The sequence below is a fragment of the Embleya sp. L77 genome (genome assembly GCF_055557415.1).
Genome location: NZ_CM145710.1, coordinates 2,581,484 through 2,599,365, shown reverse-complemented (window position 1 = coordinate 2,599,365; position 17,882 = coordinate 2,581,484). Strand labels below are relative to the sequence as shown.

The 17,882-nt window shown below is 72.0% G+C and carries 17 protein-coding genes; 8 read left to right on the top strand and 9 right to left on the bottom strand.

The features are described 5' to 3' along the window. Nucleotides 1-225: 225 nt before the first annotated feature. From ACZOOI_RS41075 to ACZOOI_RS41055, 5 genes are all read right to left on the bottom strand, one after another. Nucleotides 226-963, bottom strand: coding sequence for a S1 family peptidase (locus ACZOOI_RS41075; protein WP_465281914.1), 738 nt, complete (start codon nt 961-963; stop codon nt 226-228). Nucleotides 964-1,485: 522 nt separating this feature from the next. Continuing rightward, complete coding sequence (locus ACZOOI_RS41070; RefSeq protein WP_465281913.1) at nt 1,486-2,403, bottom strand: protein kinase family protein; 918 nt, start codon at nt 2,401-2,403, stop codon at nt 1,486-1,488. Between the two features lie 70 nt (nt 2,404-2,473). Continuing rightward, on the bottom strand, nt 2,474-2,683 hold the full coding sequence (locus tag ACZOOI_RS41065; RefSeq protein WP_465281912.1) for a hypothetical protein: 210 nt from the start codon (nt 2,681-2,683) through the stop codon (nt 2,474-2,476). A 429-nt stretch (nt 2,684-3,112) separates the two neighbouring features. Beyond that, on the bottom strand, nt 3,113-3,610 hold the full coding sequence (locus tag ACZOOI_RS41060; protein ID WP_465281911.1) for an NUDIX domain-containing protein: 498 nt from the start codon (nt 3,608-3,610) through the stop codon (nt 3,113-3,115). Between the two features lie 141 nt (nt 3,611-3,751). After that, nucleotides 3,752-5,248, bottom strand: a complete 1,497-nt coding sequence (locus ACZOOI_RS41055) for a serine hydrolase domain-containing protein (protein ID WP_465281910.1) — start codon at nt 5,246-5,248, stop codon at nt 3,752-3,754. 213 nt (nt 5,249-5,461) lie between these two features. Here ACZOOI_RS41055 and ACZOOI_RS41050 point away from each other — a divergent pair, with 213 nt between their 5' ends. After that, on the top strand, nt 5,462-6,307 hold the full coding sequence (locus ACZOOI_RS41050; RefSeq protein WP_465281909.1) for a M55 family metallopeptidase: 846 nt from the start codon (nt 5,462-5,464) through the stop codon (nt 6,305-6,307). A gap of 130 nt (nt 6,308-6,437) precedes the next feature. On the opposite strand, the gene ACZOOI_RS41045 is transcribed toward ACZOOI_RS41050, so the two are convergent. Further along, entirely contained in the window at nt 6,438-7,385 is a 948-nt protein-coding gene (locus ACZOOI_RS41045) for an SMP-30/gluconolactonase/LRE family protein (RefSeq protein ID WP_465281908.1), read from the bottom strand. A gap of 266 nt (nt 7,386-7,651) precedes the next feature. Here ACZOOI_RS41045 and ACZOOI_RS41040 point away from each other — a divergent pair, with 266 nt between their 5' ends. The 3 genes from ACZOOI_RS41040 to ACZOOI_RS41030 all read left to right on the top strand — a co-directional run bounded on the left by ACZOOI_RS41040 (nt 7,652) and on the right by ACZOOI_RS41030 (nt 11,038). Continuing rightward, a complete protein-coding gene (locus tag ACZOOI_RS41040; RefSeq protein WP_465281907.1) occupies nt 7,652-8,101 on the top strand; it encodes an Lrp/AsnC family transcriptional regulator in 450 nt (149 codons plus the stop codon). A 479-nt stretch (nt 8,102-8,580) separates the two neighbouring features. Beyond that, on the top strand, nt 8,581-10,575 hold the full coding sequence (locus ACZOOI_RS41035) for an ATP-binding cassette domain-containing protein (protein WP_465281906.1): 1,995 nt from the start codon (nt 8,581-8,583) through the stop codon (nt 10,573-10,575). A 262-nt stretch (nt 10,576-10,837) separates the two neighbouring features. After that, a complete protein-coding gene (locus tag ACZOOI_RS41030; RefSeq protein WP_465281905.1) occupies nt 10,838-11,038 on the top strand; it encodes a hypothetical protein in 201 nt (66 codons plus the stop codon). Nucleotides 11,039-11,111: 73 nt separating this feature from the next. On the opposite strand, the gene ACZOOI_RS41025 is transcribed toward ACZOOI_RS41030, so the two are convergent. Further along, on the bottom strand, nt 11,112-11,672 hold the full coding sequence (locus ACZOOI_RS41025) for a hypothetical protein (protein ID WP_465281904.1): 561 nt from the start codon (nt 11,670-11,672) through the stop codon (nt 11,112-11,114). Between the two features lie 356 nt (nt 11,673-12,028). Here ACZOOI_RS41025 and ACZOOI_RS41020 point away from each other — a divergent pair, with 356 nt between their 5' ends. From ACZOOI_RS41020 to ACZOOI_RS41010, 3 genes are all read left to right on the top strand, one after another. Then, nucleotides 12,029-12,673 (top strand): HNH endonuclease family protein, encoded by a 645-nt coding sequence (locus ACZOOI_RS41020; RefSeq protein WP_465281903.1) that lies wholly within the window; start codon nt 12,029-12,031, stop codon nt 12,671-12,673. 362 nt (nt 12,674-13,035) lie between these two features. Further along, on the top strand, nt 13,036-13,671 hold the full coding sequence (locus tag ACZOOI_RS41015) for a HEAT repeat domain-containing protein (RefSeq protein ID WP_465281902.1): 636 nt from the start codon (nt 13,036-13,038) through the stop codon (nt 13,669-13,671). A gap of 890 nt (nt 13,672-14,561) precedes the next feature. After that, entirely contained in the window at nt 14,562-15,308 is a 747-nt protein-coding gene (locus tag ACZOOI_RS41010; RefSeq protein ID WP_465281901.1) for a DNA-binding response regulator, read from the top strand. Nucleotides 15,309-15,357: 49 nt separating this feature from the next. Here ACZOOI_RS41010 and ACZOOI_RS41005 read toward each other — a convergent pair whose 3' ends face one another. Further along, on the bottom strand, nt 15,358-16,245 hold the full coding sequence (locus tag ACZOOI_RS41005; RefSeq protein ID WP_465281900.1) for an amidohydrolase family protein: 888 nt from the start codon (nt 16,243-16,245) through the stop codon (nt 15,358-15,360). Nucleotides 16,246-16,414: 169 nt separating this feature from the next. On the opposite strand from ACZOOI_RS41005, the gene ACZOOI_RS41000 reads away from it, so the two are divergent. Further along, complete coding sequence (locus ACZOOI_RS41000) at nt 16,415-16,726, top strand: L-rhamnose mutarotase (RefSeq protein ID WP_465281899.1); 312 nt, start codon at nt 16,415-16,417, stop codon at nt 16,724-16,726. A 144-nt stretch (nt 16,727-16,870) separates the two neighbouring features. Here the strand turns inward: ACZOOI_RS41000 and ACZOOI_RS40995 are convergent, their stop codons facing one another. Continuing rightward, nucleotides 16,871-17,815, bottom strand: a complete 945-nt coding sequence (locus ACZOOI_RS40995) for an aldo/keto reductase (protein WP_465281898.1) — start codon at nt 17,813-17,815, stop codon at nt 16,871-16,873. Nucleotides 17,816-17,882: the final 67 nt, after the last annotated feature.

The window sequence follows — 17,882 nt, the reverse complement described above, 5'->3', positions numbered from 1 at the left end:
GCGGCGCTCGCGACGTGCGGCAGGTCGGCCGTACCGCGGGGCGGGCACCCTCCGGGGCCGGGGCGGGCGGACGTTCGTGCCCGATCGTCGTCCGTTCGCGGCGGCGAAGCGGACGACGATCGGGCTGCGGTTCGGCGCATGGTTTCGGTCGCGGTCCCGGAGATGGTTCGGAGCGTGGTTCCGAAGGTGGCTCGGGCCGCGGGGTGAGGCGACGAGTCGGGTCGGTCAGACGCCTGCGACCGACTGGATCCAGGAGCGGTACGCCGTCACGTTCGTGTATGCGGTCGTGGTCTGTCGGTCGCTGGTGGAGGCGACGCCGACCTGGACACCGTTCGCCAGCATCGGACCACCCGAGTCGCCACCTGCGGTGATCCCGTTACCGCGCTGTGCACAGATCGCCGAACCGTTGTACGCGTCGCGGCAACCACCGGTCACGGTCACGTTCGCGACCTTCAGGAACTGCGACTGGCAGTTGATCTCCTGGCCGCACCGTGACGTCGCGCCCCATCCGTAGACCTGGACGCTCTGACCCACCGTCACCGAACCGGGTTGGCCGAGCCGGGAGTAGGTGGCCGAGACGGAGCGGTCGAGCCGCACCAGGGCCAGGTCGGCCGACGGACTGGTGTAGGTCTGGACGCCGTTGGCCACGGTGCCGCCGGAGGTCTGGTCCAGGCTGCCGATGCGGAACGTCAACTGCCCCCCGCTGACGCAGTGTTTCGCGGTCAGGATCCAGGTGGGCGCGATGATGGTCGAGGTACACGTCTGCCTGCCGGCGGAGAACAGGCGGGCCGCCCAGGGGGCGTTCTGCGCATATCCGCCACCGATGATCGGCTGGGGGCCGCCGGCCGACGGGTTGTCGACCGCAACCGCGGACGTGGCCGGGGAGGCGGTGGCTGTGGCGCCGAGGGTGAGCACCATGAGCAATGCGGCCAAGAGAGCGGGGACTATCCTGGTTATTCGCAAAGTTCCTCGTTTCCGAAGACACGCGGCATCTCGCGTGTGGTGTCCAGGGGGTACCAGGATCCCCATGGCGGTCGGCCGCGGGTAATAGCAATCTTCCATGTCGCCGGAGTTATGCCTCCGACCGGAATCGGCCGCGCTGCGCGCCGGCGGCAGGGGCGGGGCGGGCGGTGGGCGGGCGGAACCTGCCGTGGTCCAATCGCATGCCCGCAAGGATGCTCCCGGCCCCACCCGCACGGCCGCCGCGCGGCCCCTCCCCCGCCTACCCGCTTCGACTCCGCGGGCTGCCTTCGCCTGTTGCCGAACTCACCTGTAGTACCTGACAGTTCGGGTCATCTTCACCCGGGTGACACCGGGCAGACCGGCAAGGGGAACCCTGGCGGCGGTCTGATGCGGACTCACCGTGAGGCCCTGGGAGCGGATGCGATCGAGGAGGTGTTCGGCCCCGATCGCCCAGCCGCCACACCCGTCGATGCCGGCGCAGGCGCGGATACGACTCCTCACGGGGTCGATCCCGCCCGCCGGTCAGCGTCGGGCCGGGTTCGGGGCCCGGTGGGCCGGGTCGCGGGCGGTGGTCGTCTCGATCAGGGCCTCCAGCTCGGGGTCGGCCCATGGGCGGTGCGCGGCCAGCGCGGCACGGTGTCGGCCGGTGGCGATGTCCCGGAGGATGTCCTCGGCGGTGACGCCGGGGCCGAGCAGGCGGGTGGTGGCGGGCGCGTGGCCGGTCCAGGCCCAGCGCAGCGATGCGCCCATGCTGTAGACCTCGGCGGCTTCGGTGAGGGTGACGGCGGCGTCGGGCTTGCCGTCGAGGAGTTCGCGCGCGATCTCGGGGGCGGTGGACTGGTCCATGCCCCCTCGGTAGGGACGCGGCAGCGGCAGGTCGGGATGGTGGGCGAGGTCGTGATCGATGAACTCGACCGCGTTTCCCGGGGTGATCAGGATGTTGGCCGGTTGGATGTCGCCGTGCCGCCAACCCGCCGCGTGCAGTGCGGCCAGCAGGGCGAACGCCCGATGGGCGATCCGACGCAGGCTCGCTCGGATGCCAGGCGTGGCGGTACGGCGGGCGGCGACGCACCAGTCCCACAGGGTGGTGCCCGGCCGCCAGGCGATCGCGATCCACGCACCGTCGCCGAGGCGTCCGCTCGCCGCTCCGGCCGGGTGCAGTTCCCGGTCGCGCAGGAGGGCGACGGCACGGGCCTCGTGCAACAACGCGGCGACGGCAGCGGGTTCCGTCGCGGTCCTGATCTTCCAGTGCCGGGTGCGCCAGGCGGCGGTGTGGTCCCGGGTCAGCGGGCGCGGGTCCTCCGCGATGCCCAGGCTTTCCAAGGCGGCGGCGAGCAGCGGGTCCATCGTCACGTCCTCGTGGTCCGGACGATCGAGCCGTTCCGGCCGCCGCGAACCGACCCGCGAGCCGACCCGCGAACGGGCCTGCCGCGTGACCACCGCACGGAGCGGAACGCCGCCGGGCGGTGGCGTGGTTGTGCCCGGCGGCGACCTGCCCGAGGTGCGGACGTCAGTCGTCCTTCTTCCACCGACCGGCTTCCTGGGTACCGGTGTACTCGGAGAGCGCGGCCTGCTTGCCCGCGTGGACCAGCGGTACGCCGTCCGCGGTGACGTTGAGGCCGAGGACAGGGTCGAAGTGGTGCTCGGGCAGCGCAGGGCGCGACGCCCGGGCAGGGTCGGGAGAGGGGGCCCTGCGGGTGAGGATCAGCGGTCGAACCATGGGATTCCTCCTGTCCGTTCGATACGGGCACCGCGGCTGGGACCTGCCGTACTCCGAGTGAACCCCGCGTCGCCGCACATGAACAGCCCCTGCCGGCGGTGGAATCGCCAACGTGCCGCCCCGCCTTCGGCCCGCACACGGCACGGCGAGCCCTGGTGGGGTTGCGGGATACGCAGGGGGCGGGTGGTACACGCCGGACGCACCCAGCCACCGGCACTGCATGCGCCGAAAGGGCCGTCGGGACGATACCCGCGGCGACGGGCCGGCTGCGCTCCCGGGCGCGCTGAGCGCCGCCCGGCCGCCGGCCGGGTTCGGATCCGGCCCGGTGGCCGTGCCGGCGGCGGTCGGCACCGACCGCGTGCTGCCGTGCGTGCTGCGGTACGTGCCGGCGCTGCACGACCCCGCGGTGACGGTCCCCGACCGCGCCGGTCACGGGTGCGGCGGCACGCCGTGGTGCAGGTAGGCGGTGGTGTTCCCGGTCAGCGCCTCGGCGCAGGCCCGCAGGCGGCGGGCCATGTGCGGCGCCATGAGCGCGTCCCACTCGGCGGGGGCCGCCAGACGCCACGCGGTGAGTTCGCCGGCGCCGAGCCGGATCCGCGCACGCGCCTCGGCCTCGGTGAGGGCTCCCCCGTCGAAGAGGTGGTTCGTGAGGGCGGGCCGACCGTCGGGTTGCGGCGGAACCCAGTCGACGACCAGCAGCCGACCGGGAAGCAACGCGAGACCGAGTTCCTCCTCGATCTCCCGGCGGGCGGTGTCCCAGGGATACTCGCCGTGGTCCATGGCGCCGCCGGGGATCTCCCAGTGGCCGTCGCCGTACGCGGGTTCGACCAACAGAACGCGTCCGCGCTCGTCGTGCAGGATCGCCCCGGCGGCGCCGATGTGCCTGGGCAACGACGCGTAGTACTCGGCGGGAGGCAGGTGCACCATGCGAACGAGGCTAACGCCGCCCGGTGTTCGGGCGGGTCCACCTACGCCGTGTCCGGGCTCGCGGGAGCCCGCCCAAGTTCCGGCCCTCCGGTGGTGGGGGACCGGAGAGGAGGCCGACGTTCCGGTCGGCCGGGGTGCGTCTCAGTGCGTGGCTCCGGGCGCGGTGCCGCCCGTCGCGTCCGGCCCGGCGGCGCTCCCGGTGTCCCGGACTCGGCGCAACGCCCGTCCCATGTGCAGGAATTCGGCCTGCTCCCCGTCACCGAGGAAGACGTACGAGGGGTGTCGCCCGCCCTCGGGCTCGGCGGTGATCAGGGTACGCGCGTCCAACGGCACGACCCGGCTGGTGGCGGCCTCGTCGCCGACCAGTTCGGCGATGGCGCCGAGGGCACGCGAGGTGAAGGTCAGGCCGTCCTCGGTCTCGGCGATGTCGATCTGCACGGCCGGCGACGCGTAGCGGCCCACGACGTAGCCCGTGTCGATCGACACCGGTTCGGCGGGCGGCGCGGGCGGCTCCGGGACCTCGACGCCGCCGACGGTGCCGAGCAGTTCGCGGACCAGGTCGAAAGCGCCGTACAGGGCGCCGCCGTTGGTCAGCAACGCCACCGAGAACTCGCGCGAGGGCACCACGCGCAACATCGCACCGTGGCCGATCGTGCCGCCGTCGTGGCCGATGACGGGCTCGCCGGGCCAGTCGTACAGGTTCCAGCCCAGACCCCACGACCTGCCGAGCCGGCCGTCGCCGATGATCTCGATCTGCGGTTCGCACATCGCGCGTGCGGACTTCTCCGACAGCAGTCGTGTGCCGTCCGGGAGCAGCCCGCGGCGAATGTGCGCGGCGGCGAATTCCAGCAGCTCGCGCGCGCTCGTGGCGAGCATGCCTCCGGAGGGGCCGCCGGCGCGGGACATGTGGTGGATGGGTGCCTTGACCGGGCCGTCGGGTCCGCCGAGGTGGCCGATGGCGGTGCGGTGCAGGATCGACTCGCTCGCGTCGTTGGCCACCTCGGTGAGGCCCAGCGGCGTGAACACCCGTTCGCGCAGGGCCGCCTCCCAGGTGCGCCCGGTCAGCACCTCGATCACCCGGCCGAGCAGGTCGAATCCGCTGTTGCTGTACGAGAACGTCTCGCCCGGCGGGAACAGCTGCGTGCCTGCGGTCGCCAGGCTCGCCTCCAGGCGCTCCAGGGCGTCGTGCCCGGGGCCGTGGTCGTCGTACAGCTCGCCCTCGAAACCGCCGGTGTGACACAGCAGGTGACGGATCGTCACCCGCGCGGCGGCGTCCTCGTCGACAAGCCGGAAGTCGGGGAGGTAGGTGCGGATGGGGACGTCCAGGTCGATCAGACCCTCGTCCACGAGCTGCATCACCAGGGTCGTGGTCCACACCTTGGTGATCGACCCGACCTGGAACAGCGAGTCGGGCGTCGCGGGGTAGCCGGTCTCGATGTCGAGCACGCCCACCGCCGCGGTCACGGTTCGATCGCCCAGGCGGACCGCGATGCTCGCGCCGGGTATGCCCGCCTGCTCGGCCAGTTCGGCGAGCCGGTCCCGGAGGTACTCGGACGTCGGCAGGGACGCGGACGCGCTCGACAGATCCGGGCGGCCGGACGACGGCGTGGCGGCCGGGGACGGGGCGGATCGTGCCATGGACGAGCACCTCCTGGATCGGCGGCGGGAGCGCCGCGGTGAGCGCTCACGGTAGGCAGGGCCCCAGACCCTCGGCTCGTCGCCCGCGACGAAGAACCGACACCGAACCTGTACGAATCGCCAACGCCCGGACGGGGTGACGTGCGTGATGCTCGGCGGGGCGTCGCACACCCCCGCGGACCGGCCGAGCAGGGCAACGAACGGGAGAACCCGATGGACGTATACATCTCGATCGACATGGAAGGCATCGCGGGTATCGCCACGATCGACCAGATCGTGCGCGGGGGCGGCGGGTACCGCAATGCGCAGGAGATGATGACCGGCGAGGCGAACGCGGCCATCGAGGGTGCGTTCGCGGCGGGCGCGGACAACGTCCTGATCAACGACAGCCACGGCACGATGGACAACCTGCTCGCGCGCGACCTGGACCCGCGGGCCCGGGTGATCCAGGGGAGCCCCAAGGCCCAGTGCATGGCGAGCGGCCTGGGCGCGAACCACGGGGTGGCGCTGTTCATCGGCTACCACGCGGCGGCCGGCGCACCGGGTGTGCTCGCGCACACGTTCTCGTCCGACTTCGGGGCGGTACGGCTGAACAACCGGCCCGTCACCGAGGCCGAGGTCAACGGACTGCTCGCGGCCCAGCACGGCGTCCCGATCGGGCTGGTGACCGGCGACAACGAGGTCTGTGCGGCGACGGCCGCGGCGTTCCCCGGGGTGATCACGGTCCCGGTCAAGACCGCCGAGGGGGTGCACGCGGCGAACAGCGTGCACCCGTCCACGGCCCAGGACCTGATCCGCGCCGGCGCCGCGGCGGCGGTGGAGAAGGCCGCGAGCGTGGAGCCGTTGGAGCTGCCGGAGAAGTTCGTCTTCGAGGTCGGGTTCCAGATCCCGCTGGCCGCCGAGATCGCGGCGTCCACGCCGGGCGCGGAGCGCGTGGACCAGTTGACCGTACGCTGCGAGGCGCCGGACGCGAACGGCGTGATCGACCTGGTCAACATCTGGGCCACCATCGCCGCGCACTCCGCCCGCTCCCGGCTGCCGATGCTGGCCGTCCGCTAGGACGCGGGGCGCGGGATGACGGGGGACGCGGGACAGGGGGCGCGGGACGGGGGACGCAGGACGCGCGGGCCCGGTGCGACGCGCGGCTCCGCGCCCGACTCGTCCGCGGTGGGCGCCCAGGCGCGGGCGGTCAGTCCGTACCCGGGCCGGGGCGGCGGCCCGGAAGTCGCGGGGTGCCCGTGACCGAAGTGACCAGCGAGTACAGCGCGTTGTTGGCGGCCAGGAACATGCGGTTGAGTTTGGGGCCGCCGAAGGTGATGTTGGCGACGGGTTCGGGAGTGCGGATGCGGCCGATGAGGGTGCCGTCGGGGTCGTAGCAGTGCACGCCGTCGGCCATCGCGGCGACCCACAGGCGGCCCCGGTCGTCGAAGCGGATGTTGTCGAACCGCCCTTCGCCCGGGCGGCATTCGACGAAGACCGCACCCTCGGAGAGGGTCCCGTCCGGGCGCACGTCGAAGACCCGGACGTGGTTGGCCCGGGTGTCCGAGACGTAGAGTCGCTGCTCGTCCCGGGACAGCACCAGCCCGTTCGGTCCGCCGAACCCGTCCGCCACCAGGCGCACTTCGGCACTGACCGGGTCGATGCGATAGACGTTGGTCGCGCCGATCTCGCTCTCCGCGCGATGCCCCTCGTAGTCGGTGGTGATGCCGAAGTCGGGGTCGGAGAAGTAGATCGAACCGTCCGAATGCACGACGGCGTCATTGGGGCTGTTCAGCCGCTTGCCTCCGAACCGGTCGGCCAACACGGTGACGGAGCCGTCGTGTTCGGTGCGGGTGACCCGCCGGTTGTCCTGTTCGCAGGTGATCAGGCGGCCCTCTGCGTCGAGGGTGTTGCCGTTGGGGTGTCCGGCCGGTGAGCGGAAGACGCTGACGACACCGTTGGTCTCGTCCCAGCGCAGCATGCGGTCGTTGGGGATGTCGCTCCAGATCAGGAAGCGTCCCGCCGGGAAGTAGAGCGGCCCCTCCGACCAGCGCCCGCCGGCGTGGAGGGTCTCCAGCCGGTCGTCACCGAAAATGCAGCGCTCGGTGCGGAAACGTTCGTCGATCACGTCGTAGATCGGGGTGCGGGCCTCGGACATCGTCTCGCGACTCCTCGTAGTTTCTGAACACCATCTGGGCTCCATGCATGGATACAGAATATGATTCGGTCACGTCAAGATCAGATCGAACGTCATCTCGTGTCGACGAGCCGGCCTGGAGGGAGCGGACGAGTGCTCGGCCGGGGTGCGGTGGGCCCGCGGCGCCGCGGGCGTACTCGGTCGCGGCGGGCCCGAGACGGCTCGCTACCATCGAGCCGCCTCGATCACCGAGCCGCCCTCGATCGGCGCGACCACGGAGGAACCCCATGGACGACATCGATCGGGACCTGCTCGCGCTGCTCCAGCAGGACGCCGTCCGCACCTATGCCGAGCTCGGCAAGGAGGTGGGACTGTCCGCCGGTGCCGCCCACGAGCGCGTGCGCAAACTGCGGGCGAGCGGGGTCATCCGCCGCACCCTCGTCGACGTGGACCCGGCAGCGGTGGGCCTCGACGTCCTGGCCTTCGTCACCGTCGACTCGGTGGCCTGGATGGGTGACTCCGGACCGGCCTTCGCGGCCGTCCCGGAGGTCCAGGAGGCGCATGTGATCGCCGGGACGGCCTCGGTGCTGCTCAAGGTCCGCACCACGTCCACCGAGGCGATGCAGGATGTACTGCGCCGCATCCACGCCATCGACGGAGTCAGCAGCACGCAGGCGACGATCGTGCTCGAAACCTTCTTCGAGCGAACGATCCCCACCGGCGGCACCGCCGGCTGAACCGAACGTGCCGGAGTCGGTCCGGGTCCGGGCCGGGTCCGACCGGTCGCGGGCGCGGCGAGTGGCGGCGTGCGGAATTGCGTCGCATCGTGTCGCGCCCCGCCACGCGGGTTGCGTCGTGTCGCCTCATCTCGCGCGTCGCGTCACCTCACGCACTTCCCCGACTCCTTCGGCCCACGACTCGCCCCCGGGCGGCCATTGCGCAATGCCGCCGTTCGCGGAGGTCGCGCGCTCCGCCCGCGTGCGCCCGGCGCACAGCCGCAGCGCCGGCGAAATCCCGGACCCCGCGCCGTCCTTCCCGAAGGCCGTCCGATCACGCCCGGCAGCGACTCGTTTGGTCGAGCGTCCGGTCCGGGCGCCCTCGTCGCCCCCGCGCCTTGCTCGCACATCCGTGCGCTCTGCCGGGGCCGGGCACACGCCAGAAGCATGAGCGGACACTCCCGCAGGCGACCCCGCCCGCACCTTCAGGAGGCACCGCGATGACCACGAAAGCCACCGGAGGAGACCCCTCCTCGGCACGCTCGAAACCCGGCTCCACCGGCATCCCACCCCAGGCCGGCACCGCTCGACCGACCGCGCCGAACCCCGCCACCGCGGACGAACCCGCGGACCAGGAACCGCAGTTCGCGCCGCCCGGACGCGACACCGCGGTCGCGCTGACCAGGATCACCACGCGGGCGATGGCGGCCCGTCTGCCCCGACTGATCATCCGCGCGATGCGCCTGGCCTGGCGGGCCGACCCGGGCGCGTTGATCGCGCTGCTGGTGTGCCAGGTCCTCGCCGGGCTCCTGGAAGCCGGCGGCCTGCTGGCGACGACGGGCACGATCACGGCACTGATCTCCTCGGGCGACGTCGCCGACCGCCTGCGCGAGGCGTTGCCCTCCATCGTCCTGCTCGCCTCGGCGGTCGGCCTGCGCGCCGTACTGGGCATCGCCGTCGTCGGCCTGTCCGCGCGGGTCACCCCTCGCCTGACCCGCGAATCCGAATGGCTCCTCCTCCAGGCCGCCTCCCGGGCCGAGTTGGCCGCCTACAACCACCCCGGCTACCAGGACCGCTGGGACGCCGCCGATCGCGGCCTGCAGTCCATGCGCGGCCTGATGCCGCAATCCCAGGATGTGCTCGCCGCGTGCGCGTCCCTGATCGCCGCCGCGTCCGTCCTCACCATCCTGCACCCGGTGCTGCTCCCGCTGCTCCTGCTCGGCGCGCTGCCGCGCGGAGTCGCCGCGGTACGCGGGGCCAGGGTCGAATACCTGACCACGCTCCGCACCCAGGACGAGCGGCGGCTGCTCAACATGCTGCGGTGGCACATCTCCGACCAGCGCTGGGCCGACCAGGTCCGCGCCTGCACGATGGCCCCGTACCTGCTGAACCGCTACTCGATCGCCGCCGAACGCGTGCAACGCGTCACCCAGGCCGGCGCCTGGACCACCGCGAAGATCGGCCTGGTCGGCGCCGCCGTGGGCGGCCTCGCCGCGAGCCTGGTGTGGGCCACGCTCGCCTATCTGCTCTCCACCGGCCGGATGTCGGTGGCCGCCGCCGGCACCGCCGTCATCGCGCTGCGCACCGTGGGAACGGCACTGGGCGGTCTGGTGGTCTCGGGCAGTCGGCTGTACAGCGTCGGCCTCTACTTGGACGACTGGGCCCGCTTCCTCGACGAAGCCGGCGGCCACGGCATGAAGCGGGGCACCATCGCACCGAGTTCGCCGCTCGTCGTGCGCGCGGAGAACGCCACGTACCACTACCCGGGCAAGGCGACCGCCGCCGTGGACGGCGTCGACCTGGAGGTGCGCAGGGGCCGAATCCTGGCCCTGGTCGGCGAGAACGGCTCCGGCAAATCCACCCTCTCCCGCCTCCTATGCGGCCTCTACCTGCCGCACGAGGGCCACATCACCTGGGACGCAACCGACGTCGCGGACCTCGACCCGCACGCGGCCTGGGCCCATCTCGGTTACGTCCCGCAGGAGATCGCCCGGTGGCCGCTGTCCGCCCGGCTGAACATCAACCTCGGCCAACCACGCGCCGACGACGACGCCGCCCTGGACCGGGCGGCGACCGCCTCCGGCGCGGACGACGTCATCGCCGGCCTGCCGCGCGGCCTCGCCACGCTTCTGGCCCGGGAGTGGTGGGGCGGCATCGATCCGTCCGTGGGTCAGTGGCAACGCTTCGGCATCGCCCGGGCGTTGTACCGGCAACCCGGCCTGATCTGCCTCGACGAGCCCACCTCCGCACTCGACCCCCGGGCCGAGCACCGAATCTTCGCCGGACTGCGCGGCATCGCCCGGGACAGCGCCGTGCTCCTGGTCACCCATCGCCTGGCCAACGTGGCGGTGGCCGACGAGATCGTCGTGATGGAGTCGGGCCGTGTCGTTCAGCGCGGCGCATTCGAGGAACTCCTCGCCGACGAGGACGGGTTGTTCGCCGAACTGTGGCGCCTGCAACAGGACCGCGGCGCCGACCCGGACGGCCGACCGTGACCGACCGCACCACCGACCACGCCATGCTCTCGCCCATGCGATCCGACCCGAGGACCGGGGTCGGGGTCCGGATCGGGGTCGGGGTCGGGGTCGGGGCCGGGGCCGGGGCCGGGGCTGAAGCCTGGGCCCGAACCGACTCCGGCATCGCGACCGGGACCGAAACCGTGACCGGGACCGGGACCGGGACCGGGACCGGCGCCGCCGCAGCCGCGGCCATCGCCGCCACTGAACGCCTGCCCACCGACGACGAGGAAGGCCCGCTGTGCAGATCGGAACGAAGGTCGAGGCCGTACGAGACCTCGGCGGTGCCCTCGCCCAGTCGATCCCCGCGGGCACCCGGGGCGTGGTCGTCGGGCATCGATTCGACGGACGCCTCGACGTGGCCTTCACCCTTCCCGGCCTTCTGGGCGGCACCCGCTCGGTCAACGTCTGGGTGACCGACACCGAAGTGCGCACGGTCTGAACACACCCACCGCTCCCACGCCGCCCCCGCCCGGTCACCCCGGTGGGGGCGCACCGGGTCGGGCCGGGCCGGGTCAGTCCAGTTCGGCCATGCCCTCGGCCGCTCGTCTGACGGCCGCCGCGTCGTCGGGGCGGTTGTCTTCGTCGTAGCGGTCGGCGAGTGCCTTGGCGGCCTCGATGAAGGTGTCCGGTTCGGCGTGGCCCAGTTCCAGGCCGGTCGTCAACGCGCGGACCGTGAACTCCAACACGTCCACGAGCGCGGCGGGTTCCCGACCGCCGGCCACGGCCGAGGTGTAGGCCGCGTAGCCGAGGAGGCCGAAACGTACGTGCGCGGGCCCGTTCTCGGGCTCGTCCTCGCGCAGCCGGCCCAGCACGTCGATGGCGGAGCTCAGGCAGCGGAAGGCCATGCCGTGGTTGCCGAACGCGGTGAACGCCGCGGCACAGTCCGCGAAGGCGTCCGCGGTCGCGAACGCGTCGCGCGTCGGCCACTCGTCGGCGAGTAGCTCGTATGCGGTGGACGCGCGGACCAATGCGCGACGCTCCTTGCCCTGAACGGCCAGTTCACGGGCCTGTCGGGCCAACGCCCGCCCCCCGTTCCTGGGACCGAGATCGGCCGCTCGTCGCCCAAAACGCATGAATCTCCTCCGATTCGTACCCACCGCGGCTCACCCCAACAAAGCCCACCCCCTTCCGACGCACCGCATCCCCTTCGCGTTCCCCTGCTCGCGGCCGTGCTGCCCGACCCCGACGGGGTTCTCCGGGCGCGCTGGATGCCCTGATCGGCCGCCGTCCGGGCTCGCCCCGACTCGGTTGCCGGAGAACGAAGTTCACGCTGTACGTCCGCGCACGTAGCGGGCTCGGCGGCGCCCCGTCACCAAGAATTCACGCCGCGCGGGGTCCCGGTGGGCCGGGGTGCTCCGGCACGCTGGGCGCGCCGATCCGCGCCCGGGTCCGGGCCGGATGCCGCCAACCGCCTTCGGGAGGCCCTGCCGTGACCACTCCGTCCGCCCTGCGCCGCGCCGCAACCACCGTGTGTATAACCGGGCTTGCCCTCGCCGCGACCGCCACCGCGACCACCCCCGCGCACGCCGCGTTGCCCACGCCGATATCGGCGGCGACCGCCCGCTCCTACCTGGCCGGCATGACCGCGACCGCCGAGACGCACGGCGACAGCTACGACCGCGACCTGTTCCCGACCTGGATCACCATCTCCGGGACCTGCGACACCCGCGAATGGATCCTCAAGCGGGACGGCGCCGGCGTTACCACGAACAGCGCGTGCACCGCGACCTCCGGGACCTGGACCAGCGCCTACGACAACGTGGTGACCACCAACCCGTCGACGTTCGACATCGACCACCTGGTACCGCTGTCCGAAGCCTGGGCCTCCGGCGCCTGGGCCTGGACCACGACCCGTCGTCGCACCTTCGCCAACGACGTGAACGACCCCCAACTCATCGCCGTCTCGGCCTCGTCCAACCGCTCCAAGGGCGACCGGGATCCCGCCGAGTGGCTCCCCCAGACGTCCTACCGCTGCACATACGCCCGAGCCTGGATCCAGGTGAAGCACGACTACGCACTCACCGTCGACTCCACCGAGAAGAACACACTCACCACGATCCTCAACGCCTGCTGACCCGACGCCCCGGCACGTCCCGACCACACCCGAGCCGTCGCCCCGGCCGACGGCCCACCCACGGCCCCGCACCCGGGTCGCAGGCCACCCGCTCCATCTCCCGGCATCACCGGAGTCGGCTGCCACAATCTCGGTAGCCATCGTCGAACCGCCGTGCGAGCGCTCCTCCACGTCGGCATTCCGGAAGGATCCCGGCCATCACCGACGACCTCGACCACGCGATCGCCCAACTCCACGACGACGACCCGCAGTCCCGACGCACCGGCCTCCTGACGCTGTACCGCATCCGTGGCCCGCAGGCGGAGGCCGCCGTCACCGCCTTCCTCACCCGCACCGCACCCACGCCGGAATCCCCCTTCCGGTTGTCGAAAACCCGCGAGATCGCGGCTCGCATCGCCGCCGAACTCGACCCCGACCGCGATCCCGACCCGATCATCGATGTCCTGCGACCGTTCTACGAGGACATGGCACGCGGCATGGCCCGGTTTCGCCTCCCGAAGCGATACCGAGCACCCTTCGTCAGCCCGACCAACCCGCTGTACATGATCTGCCTCGGCGTCGCCCGCTTACGTCGTCTTTCCCCAGTCACCCACTACGCGAGCATGCTCGCCTCCGATGAGCCCCAGCAACGGCACTTCGCCTGTGTGGCACTGGGCGATACTGCGGACCCCGACGCCCTGCCGTTTCTCCAGGGCGCCCTGCACGACCCGCACCACAGGGTCCGCACCAAAGCCGCCGACGCCCTGCGCCGACTCCACAACACGGGAGTCACCTGGAACGGCGGCCCCATCGACACGACGCTCCGGCACGGCTTGGCCGACGATCATCACCATCCGGCACTCGCCTGCGCGCACACCCTGATCGTGGTCGGCCGACGCGATACCGTTCGCGCGGCGCTGCCCGATCTGCGGCGAAACCGGCAACGCCGCCTCGCCGCCGTCCTCGCCGGCGACGTCCCGCGTGTGGGCCGCCTCTGGCCCGAGGACGCCACCACGTGACCGGCAGACCCGAGCAGGCAGCGAAGTCCACCACATAGACGAGTCCGTGCGCCTTCGGATAGCGCAAGGCCGGTTCGGCGAGGAGGCGTCCTCCTCCCGTCCGATCCGCGGACTACCGTCGCCCCCGGGCGTTGAACTACCGTACGCACCCCGGGACTTACCTGTTCACACGGTTCTTCGGGAAGCGTTCCTCGCTCCGCTGCGCCGTGTTCGGGAGGATGACCCCACCCACGACGGCACCGGTCCGTGGCGGGTTCGGTTTCGGATACGGTCGTCGTCGCGTGCGACCGGCGCGCGAATCGGTCGCTCGAACTGTCCCGTTCGCCGTCCCCGCCGTCGTCCCCGCGCGCCCGGCCACCGCAACGAACACCGCCGCCGCCGCGAACCCACGGACCCACCGCCCCGACCCCACGATTGCCATCCGCGGGACCTACCAGCGTTGGTGACGGAGATTTCGCGCCGAACGTCCGTGCGGCCGGGCACCTTCCACGGCCATTGGCACGAATGCGGTCGGGAGCGGCCCCCTCGGGTGCCGGATTCGATCCAGCACCCGCCGGATCGAATCCGGCGCCTCTTCGGTAGGGCCCGCCGTCCGGGCGGCTCTGCGGGTCGCGAGCGACCCGCGTTCTCCCCTCCCCGGCGAGCCCGTGGGCGACCCCACGGACGTCGGGACGGATTGCTTGTGCCGAGCGCGGCTTCGCCCGCGCGCCCCGTTGGCGTGAACTCGCCAGTGGTACGGACTTCAACGTCTCCAACCGACCTCGACCGCTTGGACCCGGTTGGACCCGCTTCGACGCACTTCCGCCGTCGGAAAATCGAATGCGCCATACGCTCGGTTGCGTACTCTCGGTGATGACGGGTTCGTCCATGCTTGTCCGAGGAGAGCGGTCATGTCGGTGTCGTCCGGCCCTGCGCCGACGCGTTCGGTCCTTCGCGAGTCGTTGAGCGAGACGCTGGCGGAGTCCGCCTTTCACGCCGATCGCGGAATCAGGCCGCCCGCCCAGCGGGTGCGCCCCGAGCATGTCGGCGCCAACGCCGCCCGACTCTCCGCCGCCACCCGGCACGAACTGCTCACCTTCGACGACCCGTCCGGCTGCATCGGGCAGGGCGTGCCGGAGCGCATGCTCGCGCACGCGGCGACGTGCGTCCGCGAGGTCGTGGCCCGCGTTCCGCACGTTCGCCAGATCACCTCACGCCGCGGCCTCGCCCGGGACGCGGAGGTGGGCACCATCCGATGGCGTGACGGTGGCCAGGCCCGACTGATCGATGAGATCCCGTTCCGGATGGGCGTCATGGACCGGTCGGTGGCACTGGTCCCGGTCGATCTCGACGTGCTGTACAACGGCATGCTTCTGGTTCGCGATCCCGTCGTCGTCCGCGCCCTGGTCCGGGCCCACCAGCGTTCGTGGCAGTGCGGCGAGGACCCGAACGCCCGCCCCTGCGACGAGGAACCGCCCGCGCACCTGCTGCCCGTACTCGACTGCCTGCTCGCCGGTCTGACCGACGAGGCGGCGGCGGCCCGGATCGGCCTGTCCGCGCGCACGTACTGCCGCCGGGTCGGCGACCTGCTCGCCCTGTTGGGCGCGGACAGCCGCTTCCAGGCCGGCGCCCTGGCGATTCGCAAGGGGTGGGCCTGACCCGAATCGGCCACCCGCGTGCCCCGGCCCCACCGGCCCCGCCGGGTGGTCAGAACCCGTACACCGCCCGGGCAGTACCGCCGAAGACGCGCTCGCGCTCGGCCGTCGACAGGTCGGCGCAGGTGCGTTCGGCGACGAATAGCACGTCCTCGTACGAGGCGGCGAGCGCGCAGACCGGCCAGTCCGAGCCGAACATGGTGCGTTCGGGCCCGAACGTCTCCAGCGCGTGACGTGCATAGGGAAGGACCTGGTCGACCGTCCATTCCCGCCAATCGGCCTCCGTGACGACGCCGGACAGTTTGACCGTGACGTTGGGCAGCGCACCGATCTCGCGGATCGCCTCGGCCCACGGTTCCCACCGGCCGACGCCGATCTCGGGCTTGCCGATGTGGTCGAGCACGAAGGACAGTTCCGGATGCTCCCGGGCCACCCGACCCGCGGCGGCCAGTTGCGGCGGCCTGACCAGGAGGTCGTACACCAGGCCCGCGCGGGTCAGCGCGGCCAGCGAGCGGGTCACGTCCGGGCGCAGCAGCCACCCGGGGTCGGGCTCGTCCTGGACGAGGTGCCGGATCCCGACCAGGTGCTCGCCGCCCGGCCCGGCGCGCAGTGCGGCGATGCGATCGGCGGTGTCCGCAGCGGTCAGGTCCACCCATCCGACGACCGCGGCGACCGGTGTGCCCGGATCGGCCGCGATCGCCAGCAGTTCGGCGCTCTCCGCGGTGTCGGCGACCGCCTGCACGGCGATCGTCGCCACCTGCCCCCGATTGCCGACGGCCGCCGCTAGTTCGTTCGGCCCGAACCTGCCGCGCAGCGGGTCCGCCCAGGCGCCGTCCATCCATCCGTATTCGCGCTCGGCCGTATCCCACAGGTGGTGATGCGCGTCCACTCGCACCGAAACGGTCACGCTCGGGATCTCCTGTACATGAGAGGTAGTCATCGGATCATTGGGTTGTCTAGAGTCCGACTTGCGCGCGAAGCTGCGGCAATCCGAAGAATTGATCCGATCACTGAAGCGTGACGGCCGACCCACTGTCAAGGCTCGACACCGTCACCGGTGCCGGCAACCCCCACCCACAACCCACCAACCACCCACCAGGGAGTTCATCATGCGCGTAGCCCTGCACACCCGACTCGCGGCCGGCCGCGAGAGCGAGTACGAACAGGCCCACCGCGAGGTGCCGGACGCACTGATCGCCGCGATCCGGGCGGCCGGCGTGCACGAGTGGAACATCTGGCGCAGCGGCCTGGACCTGTTCCACGTCCTCGAATGCGACGACTACGCCGCACTGCTCACCTCCCTCGCCGACCTGCCGGTCAACATCGAATGGCAGGCCCGCATGGGCGAATTGACGGAGGTACCGCACGACTACTCGGCCGACGGCAAGGAGGCGACCCTGCCCCTGGTCTGGAGCCTGTGATGCCCCGGGCCCTGCCCGGCAACGCCCCGACAGCACACGTAAAGTGACCGCGCGTCCACGCAACCACCCGACAAAAGGGCCCGTTTCCCGGGCGGGAAACGGGCCCCTCGGCTCGCCCTGCCCCAGTGCGGGGCGAGTCGATTCTCAGGTCGCGGCGGCGAGTTCGGCCCACAGGGCCGCCGGGACGTTCCACTCGCCCATCGTGACCGCGTCGGCCGCCTCCTCCGGGCTGCGAGCGCCGACCAGGACGGTGGCGACCGCGGGGTGCGCGGCGGCGAAGCCGATCGCCGCGGCGCGCAGGGGGACGTCGTGGCGCGCGCAGATCGCCTGCAACCGCAGGGCGCGGGCGAGCAGCTCGGCGTCGGCCGGTGCGTAGTCGAAGTGGGCGCCCGGTCGCGGGTCGGCGAGCAGACCGCTGTTGTACACGCCGCCCGCCAACACCGAGACGCCGCGCTTCGCGCAGTGATCGAGCAACGCGCGGCCGCTGTGGTCGAGCAGGGTGTACCGGCCGGCGAGCAGCACGCAGTCCACGTCGGTTTCGGCGACGAAGCGATCGAGCATCGCGGACTGGTTCATCCCGACCCCGATCGCCCCCACGACCCCCTGCTCGCGCAGGGCCACCAGCGCGGGTACCGCCTCGTGTGCGGCCTGCTCCCAGTGTTCGTCGGGGTCGTGCACGAGCGCGATGTCGATCCGATCCAACCCCAGGCGTTCCAGGCTGGATTCGAGACTGCGGCGCACGCCGTCCGCGGAGTAGTCGCGCACGCGTCGCCGACGCGGCGTGTCGACGAAGCCGTCCGCCGCGGTCGGTGCGGCCGGGTCGTCGACGAGCAGCCGGCCGACCTTGGTCGAGATCGTGTACGCGCTGCGCGGGCGCCCGCGCAGCGCGACCCCGAGCCGGGTTTCGGCCAGGCCCACCCCGTAGTGCGGCGCGGTGTCGAAGCAGCGGATCCCGGCGGCCCACGCGGCCTCGACGGTCGCGTACGCCTGTTCGTCGTCGGTGGCGGTGTACAGATTCCCGAACGCCGCAGCCCCGAGCCCGATCGAACTCGTGACGACCGGCGTACCGCCGATGCGGTTGGTGTCCACGAACGATGCTCCCTTGCTGAAAAACGACCGCGGAGTCGAGGGCGCGCACGATGCGTTCGCCTCCCTC